The following is a 24,145-nucleotide window of genomic DNA, read 5'->3' as shown; positions in this document are numbered from 1 at the left end:
TTTTTTATTCTTCGCCTGCCGGCTGCTTACCACGGTGTTTCCGCAGCTGCGTGAGCAGGGCGCTCATATCTTTGGGCAGCGGCGCCTCTATTGTATATTCTTTACCGGAAGGATCTTTGAAGATCAGCATGGACGCATGCAGGGCAAGCCTGCTGAGTAATGGCCGCTCTTCTTCCGTGTGCTTGCCTAATTTGAATTTTTTCTTGATAGAAGATAACAGCACCGGTTGTGCGCTGCCATAAAATTCATCTACCGCAATGGGATGCCCCAGGTACTTCATGTGCACCCTGATCTGGTGGGTACGGCCGGTATGGATCTGCATCCTCACCAGGCTGTAAAGACCAAATTCCTCCAGCACTTCATAATCTGTAGAAGATGGTTTCCCTTTACGGTTAGTAACCATCTTTCCCTTCTGTACCGGATGCTCCATGATTCCTTCGCTCACATTTCCCTGCTTAGGCATTGGCTGGCCGCTTACCAGGCCGAGGTAAAACTTTTTTACATCCCGGCTTTCAAAAAGCTGCGAGAAATATTTATGCGCTGCTTCGTTGCGGGCAAACAGGATAATGCCACTGGTTTCGCGGTCGAGCCGGTGTACCGTGAATATTTCGCCGTAAGCCTTTTTCATGATCGCTATCAGGGAGGTCAGCTCATTATCATGACGGTCGGGCAGCGTAAGCATTCCTGAAGGCTTGTTTACTACAACAAAATCAGGCGTTTCTAGTATAATATGTTCAGATAATCGCATTCCGTAATTCGGCAGTTATTTTTTAAAGTGTTTCAGCAGGATTACTTCTTTCTCATTGAGAAAGCGCCACTGGCCACGGTTCAGTGTTTTTTTGGTAAGACCGGCATACATTACACGGTCCAGCTTTTCCACTGTATACTCCAGGTGTTCAAAGATACGGCGGACAATACGGTTTTTACCACTGTGAATTTCGATGCCTACTTGCTTTTTATCTTTCGGATCTACATAACCCAGTGCATCTACCAGTGCTACGCCATCTTCCAGGGTTACGCCTGCAATGATTTGCTCGAAGTCGGTTTTAGTCAATGGTTTATCCAGTTCTACCTGGTAAATCTTTTTGATATTGTGTTTAGGATGCGCCAGGCGTTGCGCCAGTTCACCATCATTGGTGAGCAGCAATAAACCGGAGGTATTGCGGTCGAGGCGTCCTACGGGATATACCCTTTCATTTTCTGTAGCGTCCTGGATCAGGTCCATTACAGTTTTGCGGCCTTCCGGATCATCGGTAGTGGTAATGTAGCCTTTGGGTTTATTCAGGAGAATGTACACCAGGTTTTTAGTCGGGGTAATTTTTTTATCCTGCATAGTTACCACATCGCTGCTGGTTACTTTGGTAGCGGGTTCTGTAACCACTTTGCCATTCACCGTTACCTTGCCTTCCTTGATCAGGTCTACTGCTTTTCTGCGGGAGCAAAGACCACAATGGGCCACAAATTTGTTCAGCGGCATTTCGCCGGGGCCAAATATGCTTTCTTTGCCTTCGTTCGTATGTTCGTGGTCGTTAGCGCCTCTTACTTTTGTGCCTTTTTTTTTATCTTGTTTATCGGCGAAGCGTTCGTTGGTTTTATCAAAGAATTTCTTGCGGTTGAAGCCACTGGGAGTTTCTTTTCCACCTTTTTTCTTTTCTCCGTGGAAATGAAAAGCGCTGCTGTCGTCAGTTTTCTTAGCTGCTCCTGCACCGTAAGTACGTTTGCGGGGAGCTCTTTCACTGCCTTCTTCTTTATCGAAGCTGCGTACGCGTTCCGGGCGTTCTCCGTCTCTTCTGAAAGCGCTGAAAGCGCGATCGCCATCTGGTTTATCTTTCCGGTCTTTAAAGTCGTTGTCGTTGCTGCGTTTGTGGAAAGGCTTTTCGTCTTTGTCGAAACGTTTGCGTGCGCCTGGTTTCTCATCGCGGCCAAAGGAACGTTTGTCGTCGCTTTTACCGAAAGAACGCTTGTCGTCACTTTTTCCAAACGAACGTTTATCGTCGCTTTTACCAAAGGAACGTTTGTCGTCGCTTTTACCAAAGGAACGTTTATCATCACTTCTGCCGAAGGAGCGTTTTTCTTCGCCTTTTTCGCCGAAGCTGCGTTTGAACGGAGGTTTCTCTTCGCTGCTGCCGGTGCTGCGTTTGCCGCGTTGAGGTTTATCATTTCCAAAGCTATCGGTAGCCGGGCCTTTTTTACGGGCAGGTCTGCCGTTGCTGTCGAAAGTACGTTTGCGGAAAGCAGGTTTTTCATCGCCGGCGCTTTCGCCACCAAAACGGGGCTTGCGGGATGAGGAACTGTCGTCAGCGCTGCGGTTATCTTTTGCAGATGCTCTTCCTGGCCTTTCGCCATCAGCGGAGGAGCGATTGCGGTTGCCTGCTGGTTTGTCGCTTTTACCAAATTTGTTATCCCTTGATGGACCAAACCCTTTTTTAGCAGGTTGTTTTTTCTTCATAAATTATTATTGATTGATGATCATGCGTACATGACCAGTAGATATATTATTATAGAATCAGCCTTTATTGGCGAGTTGTCCGCATGCAGCATCAATATCTTTACCACGGCTGCGACGCAACCTTGCGTTCACCCGGTTTTTGGCAAGATATTCCATGAACTCTTCTGCTTTTTTGGCGTCCGGTTTCTGGAACCGGGCCATATCAATCGGGTTGTATTCGATGATGTTTACCAGATCAGCAGGGACCTGCCTGTATATTTTAATCAGCTCATCAGCATCTTCTTTTGAGTCGTTAAAATCTTTGAAGAGGATATATTCGAAAGAAATTTCGTTCTCAGTAGCCTTGTAGAAGTAATTCAGCGCGTCTATCAGTTCCTTCAGGTTGTTGGAATCGTTGATAGGCATAATTTCGCTGCGTTTCTTATCGTTGGCGGCGTGTAAAGACAATGCCAGGTTAAAACGTACTTTATCGTCGCCCAGCTGGCGGATCATTTTAGCCACGCCGGCGGTTGAAACAGTAATACGTTTTGGCGACATGCCCAGGCCGTCGGGGGAAGTAATGCGTTCGATGGCCTGTAATACGTTCTTGTAGTTGAGCAGGGGTTCGCCCATGCCCATGAATACAATGTTGCTCAGCTTTTTGCCGGATGATTCCAGGGCCTGTTTATTAAGCAGCGCCACTTCATCATAAATTTCATCGTAGTCGAGGTTACGTTTGCGCTCCATATAACCGGTAGCACAAAACTTACAGCTCAGGCTGCAACCTACCTGTGAGGACACACAAGCGGTTTGGCGGCTGTCTGTCGGAATCAGCACGCCTTCTACCAGGTGATTATCATGTAGGCGGAAACGGCTCTTTATGGTACCATCATTGCTTTGCTGTACGGCGTCTACCTTTACAGCAGGAAGGGAAAAATGCTCCGTTAATTTTTGTCGTAATTCTTTGGAGAGGTTGGTCATCGCTTCAAAACTATCGGCATGCCGCAGCCAAAGCCACTCGTATACCTGTTTTGCACGGAAAGGCTTTTCGCCTATTGACCCGAAATATTCCTGTAAAGCCGGTAAACTTAAATGCCGGATATTTTTATTGTCAGACTTCATTATCATTAATTGAGCAGTTGGCTGCCTTACGGCAGTCGGAAAGTAACGGCAAAGATACGTAATATTGGCGTACTGACAGAATGTCCCTTAAAACTGAATGCCACAGCCGTTTCCAGCTGTGGCATTCAGTTATATATGATGTATTCGGCTTATTTCATCCAGATAGCGGCAAAATGGGAGGAATTGTCATATCCCTGTACCCTGAACAGGCGGTATCCCTGTGCAGAGAGGTCGGTGAATTTAGCCTGGTAATCGGATGGGGTCATATTCATGTAAGAATAGTACGCCTTGCTTTTCGGCCACCAGAGCCCACCTACGTTATTCTGGCTCCCGTTTTCCTCGATGTTTACGTTTACGGTCATCAGACCTGCTTTATTTAATTCCTCGAACTTCTTGGTGAAGTCGGTGGTATTCATGCCATAATACATGTAAAACCCTCCGGGGTTGCTGCTGCCAAATACCCCGGCATGGTAGCGTTTACCGCCTGCGTAGTATACTACGTGTTCGGTTACGCGCATTTTCTGCTGTTCTACATATGTTTTCCATTTGGCGGCATATACTTCGTCTGTAGCATTGTGTACGGCGGCGAAGTTTTCATTGCCTCTTTTCTGCCAGATGGCGGTAAACAGCGGATTACCGGCATTGTCGTTGGTAACGGAGATCTGGCGGGGAATATATCCTTTTCCGTAATACTCGTCGAAGTATTGCTGGTACTGGGTGCTGTTCATGTTAATGCGGCAATACCAGGCGCCGGGAAGTCCCTGCTGGAAAGAGCCGGATGCCAGGTACTGGTTACCGGATTTATGTACGCTCAGGGTTTGCAGCGCCATGCCCATGCCGGTATAATAGCCCCAGTATTGGGTAATATACTGCACTGGTACATTATGAAAAGAAGGATAGAAAGGTGCAAAGAAGCGGTTGAATCCGCCGTTGGCGCCTATTTCATAGCAGGAGCTGTTGCTGCTTTCTGAGGTAGCATACACGCCATAAGGATCTACTTCCATCCAGTCGGCGCCGGTACCCGGGCTTTTCACCCACAGCATAAAATGAAGGTGGTTGTTGCCGGTATTAGGATTGGTAGGGGTGCCATCCTGGTTAAGTCCCCAGCCGGCGCCACCAAAGCCCGTATTACCCGCCCAGGCAATTTGCTGGCCGGCGTATACATTATCTCCTGCTTTTACCTTCAGCTTTTGAGCGTTGGTACCCCACAGTAACTGCGATGGGTTGGGCAGGTTGGCAAATTTTTTATACTTGGTATCGCGGGCATCTTTATCATTGGGGTCATTCACTTTAATAACTTTCGCATTAGCCACATCATGATCAAAGCCGCCACGGAGGTGAAAGTAACCGGTGCGGTAGGATGTTCCGTCTGCCGCTTTGTGTTCAATGATCACCACGTTGCCGAAGAACGGATCCCACATGGCGGTCACCACTTTTCCGGAGGCGGAAGCATATACGCCAAAAGTAGGATCGATGCCGGCGCCGTAGGCGTCGCTGGTTTTAAGGAAGTCTACAGAGCCGTGACCGCTGCCGTTATCATATTTCCATGCGCCGGCCGGGTATACTTTGCTGTTGGTATACGGCAGGAAGAACGGAACTTTTGGCGACAGGCTGCCGGCAAAAGTGCGGGCATCGGTTTCGTTGCTGAACACTGCTGCAGGAGAGGCATACATCAGGTTTTTATTGGCTACTTCATCTTTGATGGAATAGCTGCAGCAGCCGATGGTTACTGTTGGAGGCGTGCAATACAGAGGTGCATTCACTTTCTTAACAGTAATCACTTTTTCCGGCAGCAACTGGAGGTTATCGATATTGATTTGTTGTGCCGTGTTATTGGTAACCAGGTTCCACTTAGGGGCGGCGCGTAGATTTCTCACGTTTACGGCGCCACGGGGAGTTGCTACCTGCCGGGAAGGTTCTGTGCCTTCCATGATTTTGGCAGTGGGTTTAATCGGTCTGTACAAAAGTTCGGAGAGGTTTGTCTCATTTTCGCCCGCGGGTTGTTGGGCTTTCACAATTACAGGTGTAGTGCTGAGCATACAGGCTGCCAGCCACACCACGCTACTAAGGTGTTTCATTTTTGGGGTTATTTTTTGATAGAATTAATGACAGCGGCAAAACTAGGCCCGGCAGGGTGATGAGTCAAGCGACAATTACTGGAAGGCGGGAATAGGGTTATATCTGGCGGTTTTTGTGAATTTCTGTACAAAAGGGGGATGATGTTTTATTGGTTGAGTTGGCGGGATGTGTTTTATTTGCATATAAACCAAAACAACCACATGCAAGTTGCATACATTGTAGATGCGGTGCGTACGCCGATAGGCCGTTACGGGGGCGCATTGAGTACTGTCCGCCCGGATGACCTGCTGGCTCATCTGTTGAAGGCGCTGATGGAAAGAAATCCTTCTCTCGATCCTGCTGTAATAGAAGATGTAATTGCCGGCGCTGCCAACCAGGCCGGGGAAGATAACCGGAATGTGGCGCGTATGGCTGCGTTGCTGGCTGGTTTGCCGGTAACGGTTGCCGGCAATACGGTGAATCGTTTATGCGCTTCCGGTATGCAGGCCATCATGGATGCCGCCCGCGCAGTGATGTGTGGTGAAGGAGATGTATACCTGGCCGGCGGCGTGGAAAGCATGACGCGCGCGCCTTTTGTAATGAGTAAATCGGATGGTGCTTTCAGCCGCAAAACAGAGATGTATGACTCCACCATCGGCTGGCGTTTTACCAATAAAAAACTGGCTGATATGTACTATCCTTTTTCTATGGGAGAAACCGCGGAAAATGTGGCGAACCAATGGAATATTGGCCGGGAGGAGCAGGATCTTTTTGCCTTACGGAGTCAAACCCTTTACAGGCAAGCCCTGGATGCCGGCAAATGGCAGGATGAAATTATCGCAGTGCCCATCACGCCTAATAAAGAAGAGCAGGTTATTTTTTCAAAAGATGAACATCCCCGCGATACTACGCTGGAAAAACTTTCAGGATTACGCCCTGCATTTGCAAAAGGCGGCTCGGTTACCGCCGGTAATTCTTCCGGCATCAATGATGGAGCCGCAGCAGTATTAATTGTATCTGAGAAAGCGTTGAAGCAATTTAATCTTCAGCCGCTGGCCCAAATAAAAAGTATGGCGGTAGCCGGCGTGGATCCTTCCATTATGGGGATAGGCCCGGTGCCGGCCTCCAGAAAGGCTTTACAGCGTGCCGGTATCACAGCTGCCCAGCTTCACCTGGCAGAACTGAACGAAGCCTTTGCTGCCCAGTCGCTCGCCTGCATGCGTGACCTGGCATTGAATCCCGACATCGTAAATGTAAATGGCGGCGCCATTGCCATTGGCCACCCGCTGGGATGCAGTGGTGCACGTATCACAGCCACCCTGCTGCATGAAATGAAACGGAGAAGCGGCGCCAAATATGGTTTGGCCACCATGTGCGTGGGAGTAGGACAGGGCGCGGCAATGGTGTTCGAACGCGTTTAACGCGGATGTTGTCTTTCTCAGGATTACGCTGATTTTAAGGATTACCCGGATTTTTACTTTTGGATTTTTTTAAGATTTTTAGATTTAATAATTAAGGGAGATAACAGCGAATATATCCGCTTCTATCTCCCTTAATCCTTTATAAAATCCAAAAGTAAAAATCCGGGTAATCCTTAAAATCAGCGTAATCCTGAGAAAGACAAAATCCGCACCCCCCTAAAATAGCGAGCGGTCGGACATTACATCCGGCCGCTCGTTGCTGGCAAGCAAAAAAAAGGGTTCCTCATAGACAGATTTGCTTCTCCGTCATCATTTTCCGGAGATTGATCAGACCATAACGCATCCGACCCAGTGCGGTATTGATACTCACTTGCGTGAGATCGGCAATTTCTTTAAAACTTAATTCTGCATAGTGTCGCAGGATAATCACTTCCCGCTGCTCTTCCGGCAGCATGTCCAGCATTCTGCGAACGCGGTCGTGACTCTGACGGGTAATCAGCTTCTCCTCTGCACAGCTGTCGCTGAAGCCCAGTACATCAAAGATGTCTTTGTCATCTCCGGTCCTGATCATTGGTGTACGCTTGATCTTCCGGAAATGATCCACACACAGATTATGCGCAATACGCATTGCCCAGGGTAAAAACTTTCCCTTTTCAGTATAACGTTCAGCTCTGATGGTGTCAATAATCTTAATGAAAGTGTCCTGGAAAATATCTTCCGCAAGGAATGAATCTTTAACCAGTAACAGGATAGAGGTGAACACCTTATCTTTATGACGGTGAACCAACTCTTCTAATGCGGAAGAATGCCCCTTTTTAAAGAGGGTAATCAACTGCTCATCGCACAATTTGTACATTACTTGCATAAACTTCTACAACTAGGCGGGTTAGTAAATAAATTACAGACTTTACAGCCAGTTTGGTTGTTTTAATTAAGTAGAGTTTAGGCGATACGAACAGTTTTTAGTTAATGATGATTTTTGGAATATCCAGCGAGATAGATCTGGTCCTATGCAAATATAGAAGATTAGTTCAATAAAACAAATAATAAAAATAGCTTTCCGGGCTTAGGTATTAGCTTTTAGCGTATTGCAGACGCGTGTAAAAAGCAAGCGACCGAGCTAACATCTTTTCCCTTAAATTTGTTCTGTCATGGCAACAAAAGTAAAGAAACAAACAAGCATAATTGATCCTCAGGAAGTTAGCCCACAGGACCAGATTTTCATAAAAGGAGCCAGGGTACATAATCTTAAGAATGTAAGCGTCTCCATTCCCCGCAGTAAACTGGTAGTTGTTACCGGTGTGTCCGGTTCCGGGAAATCCTCCCTCACCATGGATACCCTGTACGCGGAAGGACAGCGCAGGTATGCCGAAAGCTTAAGTTCTTATGCCCGCCAGTTCCTGATGCGGATGAACAAACCGGATGTAGATTACATTAAGGGAATTTGTCCCGCGATCGCAATTGAGCAGAAAGTAATTACACGCACGCCCCGCTCCACCGTAGGGTCGATGACGGAAATATATGACTATCTGCGGCTGTTGTATGGAAGAGTGGGTAAAACCTATTCCCCCATCTCCGGAAAACTGGTAAAAAAACATGAAGTAAGTGATGTGGTAGATTATATCACTAAACTGAAAAATGGCACAAAAGTGTTACTGCTCGCTCCCTTCCGCAGGCATGCCAAAAGAGAGGTGAAAGAAGAACTGAACATACTGGTGCAGAAAGGCTTCTCCCGTTTATATATGCCCGGTAGTGAAGGCACCGGGTTGGTACGCATAGAGGAACTGCTGGAACAGAAAAAAATCACTGTTCCCGCCGACGCCTGGGTGCTCATAGATCGTTTGGTAGCAAAGGATTTTGAGGAAGATGATAAACATCGTATAGCCGATAGCGTGCAAACCGCTTTTTATGAAAGTGAAGGCGATTGCTACGTGGAAATTGATGGTAAAGAGATGCAGCATTTCGCGAACCGCTTTGAACTGGATGGTATTCAGTTTGAAGAACCGGTTCCCAACCTCTTCTCTTTCAACAATCCGTACGGTGCATGTCCTACCTGTGAAGGATTCGGACAGGTGCTGGGCATCGATGCCGACCTCGTGATCCCCGATAAACGGTTAAGCGTATTTGAAGGCGCTGTAGCCCCGTGGCGCGGAGAAAAGATGGGAGAATACAAAGAAGCGCTGATCAAAACTGCGCGGAAATTTGGTTTCCCGGTGCATAAGCCCATCGCAGAGCTCACCGATGAACAGGTGAAATTACTCTGGACTGGTAACGAACATTTTTATGGACTCAACGAGTTCTTTAAAATGGTGGAACAGAACCTATATAAGGTACAATACCGCGTGTTACAGGCCCGCTATCGCGGACGCACCGTGTGCCCGGATTGTGGTGGCGGACGGTTACGCAAAGAAGCGCTTTATATAAAAGTAGGCGACCGCAGTATCGCCGAACTGGTAGATATGCCGGTATCCAACCTGAAAGAATGGTTTGATAACCTGCAACTCAATGAGTTTGAACAACAGATCGGGAAACGTATCCTGCTTGAAATTAACCACCGGATTAAAACCTTACTGGATGTAGGTTTGGGATACCTTACCCTGAACCGGGTGGCCAATACCCTCAGTGGTGGCGAAAGTCAGCGTATTCAGCTTACCCGCACACTGGGAAGTAACCTCACCAATTCCATGTATATTCTTGATGAGCCGAGCATAGGATTGCATGCAAGGGATACACACCGCTTGATTGCCGTATTGAAAGAATTGCGCGATCTCGGTAATACGGTAGTGGTAGTGGAACATGATGAGCAGATGATGGAGGAAGCCGATTATATCATCGATATGGGGCCACTGGCCAGTCATTTGGGTGGTGAAGTTATTTTTGAAGGCACTTATCCGCAGATCTTAAAAGATAGTAAAAGCCTCACCGGTAAATACCTCAGCGGTCAGTTTACCATTGATCCGCCGGCGAAAGTACGCAAATGGAAAAAAGCGATTACCATTGAAGGCGCCCGTCAGCATAACCTGAAAGACATCACAGTTGATTTTCCGTTACAGGTACTAACAGTGATCAGTGGCGTGAGCGGATCGGGTAAAACCACGCTGGTTAAGCAGATCCTGTATCCTGCGCTGATGAAGCTGAAAGGCGAATTTGCGGAAAGGGTAGGCAATCACAAAGCGCTCAAAGGGGCACTGGATGATGTTACACAGGTGGAAATGATTGATCAGAATCCAATTGGTAAATCGTCGCGTTCCAACCCGGTAACTTACATCAAAGCGTATGATGAGATCAGGGATTTGTACGCCAAACAGCCGCTGAGCAAGATGCGCGGCTTCCAGCCAAAACATTTCTCCTTTAACGTAGATGGCGGCCGCTGCGACGCATGTAAAGGCGAAGGGGAGGTGATTGTGGAAATGCAGTTCCTGGCAGATGTACATCTTACCTGTGAAAGCTGCGGTGGTAAACGCTTTAAAGACGAAGTACTTGAAGTAACCTATAAAGGGAAGAATATTTACGAAGTACTGGATATGGGCGTAGACGAGGCACTCGACTTTTTCAAGGATGAAAAAGATGTGTGCAACAAAATACGCCCGTTGAGCAGTGTGGGATTAGGATACGTAAAACTCGGACAAAGCAGTGATACCCTGAGCGGCGGCGAGGCACAGCGTGTAAAGCTGGCTTCCTTCCTGGGTAAGGGAAAGGCGCAGGGGCATATTATGTTTATTTTCGATGAGCCTACTACCGGTCTGCATTTTCATGATATTAAAAAATTGCTGGACTCCTTTAATGCCCTCATCGAACAGGGACATACGGTACTGGTGATTGAACATAACCTTGATGTGATCAGGAGTGCCGACTGGGTAATAGATCTTGGCCCCGAAGGTGGTGCTGGTGGCGGTAATTTGCTGTATGCCGGCGTGCCGGAAGGACTGAAGAAAGTAAAAGAAAGTTATACCGGGAAGTTCCTGAAATAATGATGTACATAAAAAAAGCCATTGTCTTTACGTGTGTAAAGGCAATGGCTTTTTTGTGGGAATAATGTTGTGTTATCTGAGCCTGTCCAGTGACTTGATCAGTTTCTCATCTTTATAAATTCCCCTGGCAGCGAGGAATAAAAGTATAATGACAACAATCGGTAAGAAGGAGGCCGGCAAATAAGATGCGGAGGTAATAGTAATGCCGCCGGTATTCAGTTTATTCGCCGTTTGCTGCACTACATAATATTGATAGGCCAGTGCTCCAAAACCAAAAAGAATATTAAATATTGTCAGCCGGAACTGCAGTTTACGTTTCTTAAAAAGAAAAATGGTAACGAGGGCCAGCAGGATAATAATAATATACAGTACAAACAGGAGATAGTTGCTGGAGGCGTTTACAGATTGTTTTACACCATTGGAAAGGGTAGCTCTCCACAAATCGAAAGACAGAGCAGCAGCGCCTGCGGCGGCAGCCAATAGCAGATAGAGACTCTGGATGCGTTGTATCATGATATTTACGAATGTTTAACGCTGTAAAAGTAAGTAATTTTAATGGTTAGCATGCTTAATTATGAGAGGATATCCCACTATTTGGGTGGCTGCCCTTAATTCAATACTTCGTATATTGCACGCCCAATAACAATCTTATATTTATATGGCAAAGAAACTGAATAAGCAGGATGCGTTGGATTATCATGCAAAGGGCAGGCCGGGCAAAATAGAAGTCATACCTACGAAAGACACAAAATCACAGTGGGATCTCTCCCTCGCATACTCTCCCGGAGTGGCAGAGCCATGCAAAGAAATTTTCAATGATGTAGAAAACGTTTACAAATATACCGCGAAAGGCAACCTGGTGGGCGTTATCAGCAATGGTACCGCTGTATTGGGTTTAGGAGATATTGGCCCTGAAGCCGGTAAACCGGTGATGGAAGGGAAAGCAGTATTGTTCAAGATATTCGCTGACATTGACGTATTTGATATAGAGCTGAATGCAAAAGATCCGGATACCTTTGTGGCCGCTGTAAAGGCGCTGGAGCCAACTTTCGGGGGCATTAACCTGGAAGATATTAAAAGCCCCGAGTGTTTTGAAATCGAAGACAGGCTCAGGAAAGAGCTGAAAATTCCGATCATGCACGATGATCAGCACGGTACGGCCATCATTTCCTCCGCCGCCCTGCTGAATGCACTGGAACTGGTTAAAAAGAAAATAGAGAAAGTAAAAATAGTAGTGAATGGTGCAGGAGCCGCTGCCATGGCTTGTGTTAAGCTGTATGTGGCACTGGGCGCCAAACCGGAAAACTTTATCATGTTTGATAAAGATGGTGTATTGAACAAAGACCGCCAGGATCTTTCCGACAGACATAAACAATTCACTACCAACACGAAAGTTAAGTCGCTGGCAGAAGCCATGAAAGGCGCGGACGTGTTCCTGGGATTGTCTGTAGGAAATGTGGTAACACCCGAAATGATCAGGAGCATGGCTAAAAACCCGATCGTATTTGCCATGGCAAATCCGGACCCGGAAATTGCCTACGAAGCAGCGATCGCAGCCCGCCCGGATATTATTATGGCTACCGGCCGCTCCGATTATCCCAACCAGGTGAACAACGTACTGGGCTTCCCTTACATTTTCCGTGGGGCCCTCGACGTGAGAGCCACACAAATTAACGAGGCCATGAAACTGGCAGCAGTAAGGGCTTTGGCCGATATGGCAAAGTCGCCGGTGCCAGATATCGTAAACCTGGCCTATAATGAAAGAAATATTTTCTTCGGACCGAAATATATCATTCCCAAGCCACTGGATCCACGCCTGCTCAGCACAGTAGCACCTGCCGTCGCCAAAGCGGCAATGGAAAGCGGTGTAGCGCACCAGCCCATCACCGACTGGGAAGCATACCGGAATGAACTGAATCACCGCCTGGGACTGGACAATCAGCTTTTCAGGATCATTGGTACCAAAGCCCGCCGCGACCCGAGAAAGGTTGTTTTTGCGGAAGCAGATAACCTGAAAGTGCTGAAAGCCGCACAGGTAGTGAACGACGAAGGTATCGCCTACCCGATCCTGTTGGGTAACGAAGCCCGCATCCGTGAACTGATGCTGGAAAACGCCATCGAAATTGATGATGTGGTGATCATAGATCCGAAGAGCGAACATATGAAGGAAATGCGTCACCGCTTCGGTGACCTGTTTTTCAAGAAACGTCAGCGCAAAGGACTGAACCTCTACGAAGCGCGTAAAATTATGCGGGAACGTAACTACTTCGGCTGTATGATGGTGGAAACCGGGGAAGCAGATGCCCTCATTTCCGGCCTCACCCGTAAGTATCCTGATACCATCCGCCCGGCGCTGCAGGTAATTGGTATGGAAGACGGCGCAAAGCGTGTAGCCGGCATGTATATCATCCAAACCAAACGCGGACCGCTATTCCTTGCTGATACCACCGTAAACTTCAACCCAACGGCGGAAGAACTGGCGGATATCACCATGATGGTAGCAAAGGAAGTGAAGCATTTTAATATGACACCGCGTATTGCCATGCTGTCGTATTCCAACTTTGGCAGCAGCCAGACGCCGGAAGCGCAAACCATGAGCAAAGCCCGCGAAATAGTGAAGCAACGTGATCCTTCCCTCATTGTAGATGGAGAAATCCAGGCCGCCATGGCTTTCAATAAGGAAATTCTGAAAGATAATTATCCGTTTACGGAATTACTGGAAGAAGAAGTAAACACACTCATCTTCCCTAACCTGGCCGCCGGTAATATCGCTTACAACCTGTTGCAGGAAGTGGCCGGATTTGATGCCATCGGTCCCATCCTGTTGGGAATGAAGAAGCCGGTACATATTCTCCAGCTGGGCAGCACCGTACGGCAAATCGTAAACATGGTAAACATCGCCGTGGTAGACGCCCAGGAGAAATGCTGCAGAGACGAGAAGAACGCGAAGGACAAGAAGAAAAAGAAGTAACGCGGATGTTGTCTTTCTCAGGATTACGCTGATTAAACTGATTAGCTGGATTTTTACTGTTGGATTTATAAAGGATTAAGGGAGATAGAAGCGGAGATTCGCTTTTATCTCCCTTAATTATTATATCTAAAAATCAGAAAAAATCCAAAAAGTAAAAATCCAGCTAATCAGTTTAATCAGCGTAATCCTGAGAAAGACAAAATCCGCTATATTTATCCCATGCAAACCATCTCCCGAAAGAAGATATTTTTTCCGATTAACTCTGCTTTCCGCAATTACCTTAAAATGTATGAGCGGGAAGTGAAGCTGCCGATATCTTACGAGGAACTGCGGTATTACGATCAGGCGATATCGGTGTACGACAAGGAAGGGAAAGATACTTTGTGGGAAACCGTTTTTTATCCACAGAGTATGGTAGGGTCCATTCATGCGGGGTTAAAACGGGTGTATTCCATTCTGAAGGCCGGTGGCGACCAAACGGCGGAAGAGCACCTGCATATTGAGCGGATCGACTACTGCACCTTTGGGAATTCCCATCCTTTCCGGATTAAGATTGTTAATAATTACAACGAGGTATACGATTATTTTTATATCAAGATCGCCGATGCCTCCCGTATTTATGGATTGGAACTGGAGCATATTTTATCTCCCTACTGGATGAACTTTCTGATCGATGGTAATACCCTCGTGGAAGAACATATTGCCGGGGTGCCTGGTGATCAGTTTATTCTTCACTACCTGAACAGGCCCGAATTTAACCCGAAACGTATTGCCAAGGAATTTGTAAAGTTCAATGAACGGTGCTTTGTACGGTTGCTGGGCGACATGCGTTCCTATAATTTCATTTTTGATATTACCCCGGATTTTGATGATGTACAGTTCCGTATCCGTGCCATTGATTTTGATCAGCAGTTTTACGAAGGCCGGCGTACTTTATATATGCCGCAGTACTTCAAAGAGAACCGGATATTTGTAGACCTTGCCATTAAACATCTCAATGCCGAAGTGGTAAAACAGTACCAGCAGGAAGAACGTGCGGTAATTGCCCGCCGTATTAAAGTGCAGCGGCATCGCATCAAAGACCTCAGGGATGTAATTATGACCGACCGCGTTTCTTTCCCCGAAAAGATCCAGCAGCTGGGCGATGAGCTGGCAGAATATTATCATGATGCCGTATTTTCCCGTTGTAAAACAATGGGGGAGATCATTGAACGCAGTTTGAAGCGTTTGCTGGTAAGTAGTTTACGCTAAGCCCTGCATTAAATCTTAAATTAGGATATGATTGAAAAAATCCTTCCTATCTTTGATCAGTTATGGAGTTCAAATTCTTCTATCATTTCGGAAACTTCCTGCTCATGCTCAAAGGCATGTTTTCCCGCCCGGAAAACATGAAGATGTACTGGAAGCAATTTATGCAGCAATGTGTGGATATCGGCGTAGGGTCGTTTGGGATAGTATTTATTATTTCCCTGTTTATGGGAGGGGTAACTACCTTACAAACCGCCTATCAGCTGGTAAGTCCTATCATTCCAAAAAGTACCATCGCACAGGTGGTAAGAGATACTATTATCCTGGAATTTGCGCCAACGCTTACCTGTATTGTACTGGCGGGCGTAATCGGATCAAAAATAGCTTCGGAACTGGGTAACATGCGGATATCCGAACAGATTGATGCCCTGGAAATTATGGGGATCAATACCAAAGGATACCTGATAGCGCCTAAAATTATGGCCGCCATACTGATGATACCGGTACTGGTAGCCATTGCGGGTTTCCTGGGTATCTGGGGTGGCAAGGAAGCAGGCGTGCTTTCGGGCATTATATCTTCCGAGCAGTTTATGCAGGGGCTCCGCCAGGAGTTCAAGGCATACAACGTATTTTTTGCGATGGCCAAATCCTATACTTTCGGGTTTATTATTGCCAGCGTATCAGCTTATTACGGCTATAACGTAACCGGCGGCGCACTGGAAATAGGTAAAGCCAGCACTACTGCCGTGGTGGTAAGCTGCGTGCTGATATTATTCATGGACTACGCATTAACGGCCATATTACTGTAATCATGATTGAACTGCAAGACATAAGAAAGGGTTTTGGGGATAAGGAAATACTGAAGGGCGTATCAACCATAATGGAACCCGGTAAGGTAAATCTCATCATTGGCGCCAGCGGTAGCGGTAAAACCGTGATGATGAAGTGCATCGTAGGACTGATGGGAGTGGATGATGGAAAGATACTGTATGATAAGCAGGACTTTACCGCCATGGATGAAAAAGAGAAAAAGGTAATACGCCAGGAAATAGGCATGCTGTTCCAGGGTTCCGCCCTGTTCGACAGTATGACCGTTGAACAAAATGTGATGTTTCCCCTGGAAATGTTTGGAAAAGGCACGCTGAAAGAAAAGAAGGCCAGGGTAGCAGAATGCCTCGAAAGGGTACAGCTGAAAGAAGCCGCAAAGAAATTCCCCGCTGAAATCAGCGGCGGGATGAAAAAAAGGGTAGGCATCGCCCGCGCCATTGTGCTCAACCCGAAATACCTTTTCTGCGATGAGCCCAACTCCGGTCTGGACCCGCAAACCTCCCTGCTTATTGATAAGCTCATTACAGAACTCACCCAGGAATACAACATTACTACCGTGATTAATACCCACGACATGAACACCGTAATGGAAAGCGGCGACCATATTGTATATATGTACCAGGGCCAGAAACAGTGGGAGGGTAGCAATAAAGATATCGTGTTCAGCAAGGACCAGAAATTAAACGACTTCATTTTTGCCTCCGAGTTCCTGCGGGAAGCAAAAGAAATGCGGCAGCTGGAATTATTTAAAGATGGAAAGTGGCGGGATCAGCTGAAAAAGGAACAGGGAGAACAGTAATGTTTATATGTATATGATTGTCAGTTAAAAAGATAATATATAGTATTTAAATCTGTTGTTATTGGCACTACCTGCCCGGGTACTCTCCTTATTTATTGCCAATTATTTTCCAAACCAATTGGTAGCTTTATCTTAAAGGCACTAAATTGCAGAATTATGGAAATCGGCTTATTTTTGCCGTCCAGAAGAATCAGACATATAATATTAAACCAATAAAACAAGCGCGATGAGTGTTTTAGTTAATAAGGATAGTAAAGTGATTGTTCAGGGATTTACCGGTACAGAAGGTACTTTCCACGCTACACAGATGATCGAATATGGTACCCAGGTAGTGGGTGGTGTTACACCCGGTAAAGGTGGCAGCACACACCTGGAACGCCCGGTGTTCAATACGGTAGCCGATGCAGTAAAGGCAACCGGTGCGAATGTTTCTATCATTTTTGTACCTCCTGCATTTGCAGCTGACGCAATCATGGAAGCTACCGAAGCTGGTATTGCTCTGGTGGTATGTATCACAGAGGGTATTCCTGTACAGGATATGATCAAGGCGAAGAATTTCCTGCAGGGTACAACTACCCGCCTCATCGGGCCAAACTGCCCTGGCGTTATCACGGCAGATGAAGCTAAAGTAGGTATCATGCCTGGCTTTATCTTCAAAAAAGGTAAAATCGGTATCGTATCCAAATCCGGTACTTTGACCTATGAAGCAGCCGACCAGGTAGTAAAAGCCGGCTTAGGCGTTTCTACTGCCATCGGTATTGGCGGCGATCCCATCATCGGTACACCTACCAAAGATGCGGTAGAACTGCTGATGAATGATCCTGAAACAGAAGGTATCATCATGATCGGTGAAATTGGCGGAAGCATGGAAGCGGAAGCTGCCCAGTGGATCAAAGCAAACGGTACTAAACCCGTAGTTGGTTTCATCGCTGGTCAAACCGCGCCTCCGGGACGCCGTATGGGGCACGCCGGTGCTATCATCGGTGGTGCTGAAGATACCGCTGCTGCGAAAATGAAGATCATGGCAGAATGTGGTGTTCACGTAGTGGAAAGTCCTGCTAACATTGGTAAAACAATGGCAGAAGTATTAAGCAAAACTGCAGCCCTGGCATAATTATCTGCCGGTAAAAATATATAAGGTGAAAAGTGAAGGGGATTTATTCCAACACTTTTCACCTTTTTTGTTCCCCTTTATGGAAACCATGCCTGCACCGGCATCCTTCAGTAAAAGAATTAACTTACTGTAAATAACGATCCCATATGCGTTTATTCATCGGAATATTCATTGTTTTAATCTTTAGCAACAATAAGATGATGGCCCAGTTCAACTACGATAACTCCTGGAAGAAAATTACAACACTGGAAGATAAGGGATTACCTAAATCAGCCCTGGAAGTAGTCAACGATATTTATGCCCACGCCGTAAAAGACAAGGCAACGGCACAGCAAATCAAAGCGCTCATCTACCAGATGAAGTACAACGCGCAGATCAACGACAGCAGCACCCTGCTCAATATGCAGAAAATGGACGCGGAAATCGCCGCTGCTGCCGGCGCGCAGAAGGCCATCCTGCAAAGCATCAAAGCAGAAATGCTGTACCGGTATTTTCAGAATAACCGGTACCGGTTCTACAACCGCACCGCCATCGCCGGCGATGAAGGAACAGATGTAAGCACCTGGGGAGCCGACCGGCTGCACCAGGAAATTACCGCCGCCTACCAGGCGTCGCTGTCTGACCGGGAATTACTGGAAAAAACAAGCCTCATTGCCTTTGAACCCGTTATCGTTAAAGGAAATACCCGGCCACTGCGGCCAACCCTGTACGATCTGCTGGCTCACCGCGCCCTGGATTATTTTAAATCCGGGGAAGCTACCATTACCAACCCCGCCAACCAGTTTGAACTTACGGACCCTGCTGCCTTTGCGCCCGCCGCTAGCTTTGCGGCACATCACTTCACCAGCGCCGACAGCACTTCCCTGCAATATCAAGCCCTGCTGATCCTGCAGGAACTGATCCGTTTGCATGCCGGCGATAAAGCCGCCCTACTGGATGTGGATGTGGAAAGAATGGCCTGGATAAACCTGGTGGCAGTAATGGAAAATAAAGAGGCGCTTTATCTCCAGGCGCTCGACCAGATGGCATTAGCCTACGAGGGGCAAAAAGAGGTGACCACTGTAATGGTAATGCAGGCATCTTATTATATGCAAAAGGCAGATGACACGGAAAACGGGAAAGGAGATAATATGCGGAAAGCGAAAGCTATCTGCGAAAAGGCGGTGGCGTTGGCGCCGGAATCGGGCGGTGGCGCATCCTGCGCTTATATGCTGGACCAGATTAACGAGCAATTCCTGGAACTGGCAACAGAAACGGTGAATGTACCGGAGCTGCCGTTCAGAACACTGGTGAGGTATAAGAATATTAATAAGATCTACCTGCGTGTTTTTAAAATAGATGAAACCTTCCTGAAGCTGTTACGCAAGGCGCAGAGTAACTACCGCGACCAGGGCAATACTTACTGGCAGCTGATGCTGTCGCGCCCGGTCATCAAATCCTGGGAACAGGCCCTGCCCGATCCGGAGGATTATATCACTCACAAAGCGGAAATCAAAATAGATGCGCTGCCAACCGGCCATTACATGCTGTTGTCCAGCGCTGATCCGAAGTTTGCACTGAAAAATAATCCTATGGCCATGCAAATGACCTGGGTATCCAACATCAGCTATGTGGAAAACGGTACTACCTATTATGCCTTGCATCGTACCACCGGTAAGCCACTGGCTGGTATCAACCTGCAGTTGCTGCGAAATAAGAACAACAATACAGAAGAATGGACGCTGGTGGAAAACCTTACTACCGGCAACGATGGCCGCGTAAAGCCGGCTCCCATAAAGCAAAATAATAACCTGCGGTTGCATTGGAAAAATGGTCAGGATGAGCTGTATATCGACTCACATCGTTACTATTATACCAACTATGAGCGGAAAGAGGAACCCAAGGCTCAAACATTCCTGTTTGCCGATAGGAGCATTTACCGACCCGGGCAAACCATCTACTTTAAAGGAATTGTTTTAAAGAAACGCACCAACGAAACCGGCAGTGACATACTCACTAATTACAAAACTACTTTGTCGTTGTACGACGCCAATGGCGATAAAGCGGATTCGATTAAAGTAACCACCAATGAATTCGGCGCTTATTCCGGGACGTTTATATTGCCGGAAGGCCGCATGAACGGTGGTTACAGCCTGAGAGATGAGGTGGGCAACGGATACCTCGCTTTCCAGGTAGAAGAATACAAACGCCCAAAATTCTATGTGCAGTTTGATACCATAAAAAGCACTTATCGTATAGGTGACACCGTTACCGCCAGTGCAAAAGCCCTGGCCTTTGCAGGTAATAATATCGACGGCGCCAAAGTCACCTACCGCGTAGAGCGGCGGGTACGTTATCCTTACCCGTGGTTATTTTACAAGATAGCCGCTCCGTACGGTTCTTCCCGTGAAATTGTTCATGGAGAAACAACTACCGACGCCAATGGCGCCTTCCAGGTGCAGTTTCCCGCGCTCAACGATAAATCCGTAGATCCTGCCACCAAACCGGTATTTACCTACGTAGTACATGCCGATGTAACAGATCTTAACGGCGAAACCCGCAGTGGCGACCAAACAGTAAGTGTGGGCTACCAGTCGATGGAAATTGTGGTAAACACGCCGGCTCGCCTGCAACGGGATGATTTCAAGGACGTAAGGATTTATTCCCGCAACCTGAACGGCGCATTTGAACCAGCTAACCTTACGGTGCAGATAAAACCGCTCACTCCCAACAAGCGCCTGTTGCGTCCCCGCTACTGGGAAGCGCCCGATCAGTTTGTAATGGACGAAGCCAGTTACGTACAGGCGTTCCCGATAGATATCTATAAATCGGAAGATGATCATAAAAACTGGCCCCGTCAGGCGGCAGTTCTACAGGAAACGGTTAAAGGTAATCCCGAAGGGAAAGTAGTGCTGGATACCAAAAAACTGGCCCCTGGATTTTATGAACTGGAAGTAAGTGCAAAAGATAAAAACAACGAACTGGTTGTTCAGAAAACAACCTTCGAGTTGATAGACGCTCATCCGAAAACGTTACCAGCGCCTGTATATTTGTGGTCCTATCCTGCTGCTGCAGTAGTGTCGCCGGGTAAAACGGCCACCATCCTGCTAGGTTCTTCTGCAGGTAGCGTGCACCTGATTCAAACAAAGAAAACGGTAATTGCGCCGGAAGTACTTTCCACATTGGAACTCTCCGGTGTGAAGCAGCTGGATTTTCCCGTTACAGAAAATGACCGGGGAAATATATCGCTGGCCTATGTGTTTGTAAAAGATAACCGGGTGTTTACCGTTGAGCCAACCGTAACAGTTGCCTGGGACAATAAAGACCTGCAGATAAAACTGGGTACCCATCGCGATAAATTATTACCGGGAGAAAAAGAAAAATGGACCGCACAGATATCCGGGTATAAAAATGAAAAAGCAGCCGCCGAAATGCTTGCTTCCATGTATGATGCATCCCTGGATGAGTTTGTGCCACACAAATGGTACCAGCCGGCTATCTACCCTTATGTAAATAATATATTGAGGTTTAACGGGGGGGAGAATTTCAAAATGGATGTGTCTACAGGACTGTATGACCGTGATGGAAAAGTACATCCGGCGGAGGAAAAGAACTATGAAATGCTGAACCTGTTCGACTGGAACATGATGGACGGCGCCGGCGGAGGACAGATCATGATACGGGGGGCTGCCACTACAAAAAGAATGAAAGCATCTGCCCCGGTAGGTGGCTTCGCGCCCGGTGTAGCCCTGCAGGAAATGGCGCCAGCCCCGGCAGCAGCAATGGCCGACGACGCCATGGGTTATAAAGCCGTTGACACCCAATCGGCCAAAGAAAAAGCGCCGGCAGGCGGCGAGGAGCCAATCGCTCCTGCTATCCGTAAAAACTTCCAGGAAACTGCCTTCTTCTTCCCCGATCTCCGCACGGATAAGGACGGCAATATCACCTTTGAGTTTACTGTTCCGGAAGCCCTCACCAAATGGAACTTCCAGGGTCTGGCACATACAAAGGATCTGGCCTTCGGTTATACCAACGCCAGTATTGTTACACAGAAAGTGCTGATGATCCAGCCCAATACGCCCCGGTTTGTACGCGAAGGAGATAAAATGGAATTCACCGCTAAAGTGAGTAACCTGTCGGACTCCCAGCTGATAGGCCAGGCACACCTGGAACTGCTGGATGCTACTACCATGCAACCGGTGGATGGATGGTTCCAGAACATTTTCCCGCTGCAACATTTTACGGCCAAAGCAGGACAAAGTACCGTGGTAAGCTTCCCGATCCAGATCCCGCACGGGTTCCAGAGCGCGCTCATTTACCGGGTTACTGCCCAGGCAGGGAATTTCAGCGATGGAGAAGAAAATGCATTGCCCGTGTTAACCAACCGGATGCTGGTCACAGAATCGCTTCCATTACCGGTTCGCGGCGATGGTAAACACGACTTTACCTTTAATAAATTACTGCATAGCGATTCTTCCGAAACAATTGTACAGCATGGCGTTACCGTGGAATATACCAGTAATCCCGCCTGGTACGCTGTACAGGCGTTGCCTTACCTGATGGAATTTCCGTATGAATGCGCTGAGCAGGTATTTAACCGCTATTATGCCAACGCATTGGCTACACACATTACCAATGCTACTCCTGGTTTAAAGGCCATCTTTGATAAATGGAAGATCACCGATACGGCCGCATTGCAAAGCAACCTGGCAAAGAACGAAGAGTTGAAATCCGTGTTGCTGCAACAAACGCCGTGGGTGCTGGAAGCAAAAAATGAAGCGCAGCAGAAAAAGAATATCGCGCTGCTGTTCGACCTGCAACGGATGCAGAAGGAAAGAAAATCAGCGTTGGATCAGCTGGCAGCGAAACAATTGCCGGATGGCGCTTTCCCATGGTTTACAGGCATGTGGAAAGACCGTTTCCTTACACAGTATATTGTTGCAGGCTTAGGTCATTTGCAGCAGCTGACTTCAGAAAAAGATCCGGCAGCTACCGCAATGGCCATGAAGGCCATCGACTACCTCGATAAAGAGCTCGATGCAGATTACTATAGATTGATCAAAGCAAAGGCTAACCTGAAAGAGGAGCAGATCAACCAGGTGCAGATCCACTACCTGTATGCCCGCAGCTTCTTCGACAAACCCGTACCGGCTGCCATGAAGAAGTCGTTTGACTTTTACTACGCCCAGCAGCAGAAATACTGGACAAAGCAAAGCCGTTATGCACAGGGCATGATTGCATTATCGCAGTTCAAAAAGAATGACCAGGTAACGCCGGCGGCTATATTAAAATCGCTGAAGGAAAATGCCATGAACAGTAAAGAGATGGGTATGTATTGGAAAGATGTAACCGGTGGTTACAACTGGTACCAGGCGCCTATTGAAACACAGGCATTACTGATTGAAGCCTTCCAGGTAGCAGGAAAAGACGCCGGGGCAGTGGCAGATATGAAAACCTGGTTGCTGAAAAACAAGCAAACTAATAACTGGCATACCACCAAAGCGACCGCAGACGCCTGCTACGCCATGCTGCTGCAGGGCGCTAACTGGCTGGCTGCTTCTCCCGAAGTATCCATTCAACTTGGAAATACTACGGTGAAACCCGCTGCCAAAGAAGCCGGTACCGGCTATTTTAAAGAAAGGATAGACGCCAAAGCCGTGAAGCCGGATATGGGCAACATCAGCGTAACCGTTAGCGACAGTAAAGGACAGCCTTCCTGGGGCGCCGTGTACTGGCAATACTTTGAAGACCTGGATAAAATTACTGCTGCCGCCACGCCGCTGGTACTGGAAAAAGAACTGTTCAAAGAAGTGAACAGCGACAAAGGACCGGTACTTACTAAAATCACCGATGGCAACGAACTGAAAGTAGGAGACAAAGTAAAAGTGCGGATTGTGCTGCGCGCCGACAGGCAGATGGAATACATTCACCTGAAAGACATGCGGGCGGCTTGTTTTGAGCCTACCAATGTAATCAGCGCTAGCAAGTGGCAGGATGGATTGAGCTATTATGAAAGCACCCGGGATGCCTCTACAGATTTCTTTTTCAGTTATCTGCCCAAGGGAACTTATGTGTTTGAATATACATTGTTTGTTACCCATCAGGGTAAATTTTCCAACGGTATCAGTACCGCCCAGTGTATGTATGCGCCGGAATTTTCCGCACATAGCAGCGGCCTTAATGTAAAAGTAACCGAGTAATAACAG

At 47.4% G+C, this 24,145-nt stretch carries 14 protein-coding genes; 8 read left to right on the top strand and 6 right to left on the bottom strand.

The window, feature by feature from the left end; all coding sequences use genetic code 11:
• Nucleotides 1-4 precede the first annotated feature (4 nt).
• The 4 genes from ACLHR0_RS05065 to ACLHR0_RS05050 all read right to left on the bottom strand — a co-directional run bounded on the left by ACLHR0_RS05065 (nucleotide 5) and on the right by ACLHR0_RS05050 (nucleotide 5,628).
• A complete protein-coding gene (locus tag ACLHR0_RS05065; protein ID WP_370908442.1) occupies nucleotides 5-748 on the bottom strand; it encodes an RluA family pseudouridine synthase in 744 nt (247 codons plus the stop codon).
• Nucleotides 749-763: 15 nt separating this feature from the next.
• Nucleotides 764-2,449, bottom strand: a complete 1,686-nt coding sequence (locus tag ACLHR0_RS05060) for a pseudouridine synthase (RefSeq protein ID WP_436485123.1) — start codon at nucleotides 2,447-2,449, stop codon at nucleotides 764-766.
• Nucleotides 2,450-2,506: 57 nt separating this feature from the next.
• Entirely contained in the window at nucleotides 2,507-3,550 is a 1,044-nt protein-coding gene (gene rlmN, locus ACLHR0_RS05055; protein WP_370908440.1) for a 23S rRNA (adenine(2503)-C(2))-methyltransferase RlmN, read from the bottom strand.
• A 149-nt stretch (nucleotides 3,551-3,699) separates the two neighbouring features.
• Nucleotides 3,700-5,628 carry a hypothetical protein gene (locus ACLHR0_RS05050; RefSeq protein ID WP_436485121.1) on the bottom strand — a complete coding sequence of 643 codons (1,929 nt, stop codon included), beginning with the start codon at nucleotides 5,626-5,628 and terminating at the stop codon, nucleotides 3,700-3,702.
• 201 nt (nucleotides 5,629-5,829) lie between these two features.
• On the opposite strand from ACLHR0_RS05050, the gene ACLHR0_RS05045 reads away from it, so the two are divergent.
• Complete coding sequence (locus tag ACLHR0_RS05045) at nucleotides 5,830-7,029, top strand: thiolase family protein (protein ID WP_429062598.1); 1,200 nt, start codon at nucleotides 5,830-5,832, stop codon at nucleotides 7,027-7,029.
• 283 nt (nucleotides 7,030-7,312) lie between these two features.
• On the opposite strand, the gene ACLHR0_RS05040 is transcribed toward ACLHR0_RS05045, so the two are convergent.
• Nucleotides 7,313-7,894, bottom strand: coding sequence for an RNA polymerase sigma factor (locus ACLHR0_RS05040; RefSeq protein ID WP_235015960.1), 582 nt, complete (start codon nucleotides 7,892-7,894; stop codon nucleotides 7,313-7,315).
• A 286-nt stretch (nucleotides 7,895-8,180) separates the two neighbouring features.
• Between ACLHR0_RS05040 and uvrA the strand changes: the two genes are divergently transcribed.
• Nucleotides 8,181-11,000 (top strand): excinuclease ABC subunit UvrA, encoded by a 2,820-nt coding sequence (gene uvrA / locus ACLHR0_RS05035; RefSeq protein WP_429042231.1) that lies wholly within the window; start codon nucleotides 8,181-8,183, stop codon nucleotides 10,998-11,000.
• Between the two features lie 72 nt (nucleotides 11,001-11,072).
• Here uvrA and ACLHR0_RS05030 read toward each other — a convergent pair whose 3' ends face one another.
• On the bottom strand, nucleotides 11,073-11,513 hold the full coding sequence (locus ACLHR0_RS05030) for a DUF4293 domain-containing protein (protein ID WP_079471035.1): 441 nt from the start codon (nucleotides 11,511-11,513) through the stop codon (nucleotides 11,073-11,075).
• Between the two features lie 145 nt (nucleotides 11,514-11,658).
• Here ACLHR0_RS05030 and ACLHR0_RS05025 point away from each other — a divergent pair, with 145 nt between their 5' ends.
• From ACLHR0_RS05025 to ACLHR0_RS05000, 6 genes are all read left to right on the top strand, one after another.
• Complete coding sequence (locus tag ACLHR0_RS05025; RefSeq protein WP_436485117.1) at nucleotides 11,659-13,971, top strand: NADP-dependent malic enzyme; 2,313 nt, start codon at nucleotides 11,659-11,661, stop codon at nucleotides 13,969-13,971.
• A 219-nt stretch (nucleotides 13,972-14,190) separates the two neighbouring features.
• On the top strand, nucleotides 14,191-15,222 hold the full coding sequence (locus ACLHR0_RS05020) for a hypothetical protein (protein ID WP_370908434.1): 1,032 nt from the start codon (nucleotides 14,191-14,193) through the stop codon (nucleotides 15,220-15,222).
• Nucleotides 15,223-15,284: 62 nt separating this feature from the next.
• Nucleotides 15,285-16,028, top strand: a complete 744-nt coding sequence (locus ACLHR0_RS05015) for an MlaE family ABC transporter permease (protein ID WP_370908433.1) — start codon at nucleotides 15,285-15,287, stop codon at nucleotides 16,026-16,028.
• A 2-nt stretch (nucleotides 16,029-16,030) separates the two neighbouring features.
• Nucleotides 16,031-16,846 carry an ABC transporter ATP-binding protein gene (locus ACLHR0_RS05010; protein WP_429042222.1) on the top strand — a complete coding sequence of 272 codons (816 nt, stop codon included), beginning with the start codon at nucleotides 16,031-16,033 and terminating at the stop codon, nucleotides 16,844-16,846.
• 226 nt (nucleotides 16,847-17,072) lie between these two features.
• Entirely contained in the window at nucleotides 17,073-17,960 is an 888-nt protein-coding gene (gene sucD / locus ACLHR0_RS05005; protein WP_370908431.1) for a succinate--CoA ligase subunit alpha, read from the top strand.
• A 146-nt stretch (nucleotides 17,961-18,106) separates the two neighbouring features.
• Nucleotides 18,107-24,139, top strand: a complete 6,033-nt coding sequence (locus tag ACLHR0_RS05000) for an alpha-2-macroglobulin family protein (protein ID WP_436485114.1) — start codon at nucleotides 18,107-18,109, stop codon at nucleotides 24,137-24,139.
• Nucleotides 24,140-24,145: the final 6 nt, after the last annotated feature.

The sequence above is a fragment of the Chitinophaga sp. ARDCPP14 genome (assembly GCF_051362515.1).
Taxonomy (GTDB): Bacteria; Bacteroidota; Bacteroidia; order Chitinophagales; family Chitinophagaceae; genus Chitinophaga.
The sequence above is the reverse complement of the archived record's forward strand: the minus strand, read 5'-3'. Positions and strand labels throughout refer to the sequence as shown.

Bases quoted from the DNA above. Each gene is read 5' to 3' on its own strand.
- ACLHR0_RS05030 (WP_079471035.1), bottom strand. From the start codon at position 11,513: ATGATACAACGCATCCAGAGTCTCTATCTGCTATTGGCTGCCGCCGCA.
- uvrA (WP_429042231.1), top strand. From the start codon at position 8,181: ATGGCAACAAAAGTAAAGAAACAAACAAGCATAATTGATCCTCAGGAA.
- ACLHR0_RS05000 (WP_436485114.1), top strand. From the start codon at position 18,107: ATGCGTTTATTCATCGGAATATTCATTGTTTTAATCTTTAGCAACAAT.
- ACLHR0_RS05050 (WP_436485121.1), bottom strand. From the start codon at position 5,628: ATGAAACACCTTAGTAGCGTGGTGTGGCTGGCAGCCTGTATGCTCAGC.
- rlmN (WP_370908440.1), bottom strand. From the start codon at position 3,550: ATGAAGTCTGACAATAAAAATATCCGGCATTTAAGTTTACCGGCTTTA.
- ACLHR0_RS05015 (WP_370908433.1), top strand. From the start codon at position 15,285: ATGGAGTTCAAATTCTTCTATCATTTCGGAAACTTCCTGCTCATGCTC.
- ACLHR0_RS05045 (WP_429062598.1), top strand. From the start codon at position 5,830: ATGCAAGTTGCATACATTGTAGATGCGGTGCGTACGCCGATAGGCCGT.
- ACLHR0_RS05020 (WP_370908434.1), top strand. From the start codon at position 14,191: ATGCAAACCATCTCCCGAAAGAAGATATTTTTTCCGATTAACTCTGCT.
- ACLHR0_RS05025 (WP_436485117.1), top strand. From the start codon at position 11,659: ATGGCAAAGAAACTGAATAAGCAGGATGCGTTGGATTATCATGCAAAG.
- sucD (WP_370908431.1), top strand. From the start codon at position 17,073: ATGAGTGTTTTAGTTAATAAGGATAGTAAAGTGATTGTTCAGGGATTT.
- ACLHR0_RS05010 (WP_429042222.1), top strand. From the start codon at position 16,031: ATGATTGAACTGCAAGACATAAGAAAGGGTTTTGGGGATAAGGAAATA.
- ACLHR0_RS05060 (WP_436485123.1), bottom strand. From the start codon at position 2,449: ATGAAGAAAAAACAACCTGCTAAAAAAGGGTTTGGTCCATCAAGGGAT.
- ACLHR0_RS05065 (WP_370908442.1), bottom strand. From the start codon at position 748: ATGCGATTATCTGAACATATTATACTAGAAACGCCTGATTTTGTTGTA.
- ACLHR0_RS05040 (WP_235015960.1), bottom strand. From the start codon at position 7,894: ATGCAAGTAATGTACAAATTGTGCGATGAGCAGTTGATTACCCTCTTT.